We start from the raw sequence: 366 nt of genomic DNA, 5'->3' as shown, positions 1-366 counted from the left end.
GGCGCGGGGGGGGCGGGCGGGGCGGGTGGCCACCGGCCGGCGCCGGGGGGCGCGGCGGGGGGGGGGAGCGGGGGGGGGGGGGGGGGGGGGGGCGGCGCGGGGGGGGGGTGGAGGGGGGAGGGGGGGCCGCGCGCGCGCCCCGCCCGGCCCCCGCGGGCGGGCTTCCAGCCCAGGCCGTCGGGGGTGTTGGCGCCCGCGAGGGGGTTGCCCTCGTTGTCGGTCACCTCGACGGTGGTGAGTTTGCGGTTGGCCACCGACACTTGGTGCGGGTTGGTCGGCGCGAGGTCTTGGGCGCCGTCCTTGGGCTCGACGGTCAGCACGGCCGTCGAGGTCTTCGGCGCGGTGGCGGTTTGGGGGGGCTAGGGC

Annotated in this window: 1 protein-coding gene; it reads right to left on the bottom strand. The window is 82.2% G+C overall.

The window, feature by feature from the left end:
* Positions 1 to 320 (bottom strand): Ig-like domain-containing protein (locus PUR61_RS45370; protein ID WP_443035183.1); only part of this gene is annotated, 320 nt, incomplete at its 3' end.
* Between the last annotated feature and the right edge of the window lie 46 nt (positions 321 to 366).

Origin of the sequence: Streptomyces sp. BE20 (assembly GCF_036322525.1) — a bacterium.
Lineage (GTDB): Bacteria > Actinomycetota > Actinomycetes > Streptomycetales > Streptomycetaceae > Kitasatospora.
The sequence above is the reverse complement of the archived record's forward strand: the minus strand, read 5'-3'. Positions and strand labels throughout refer to the sequence as shown.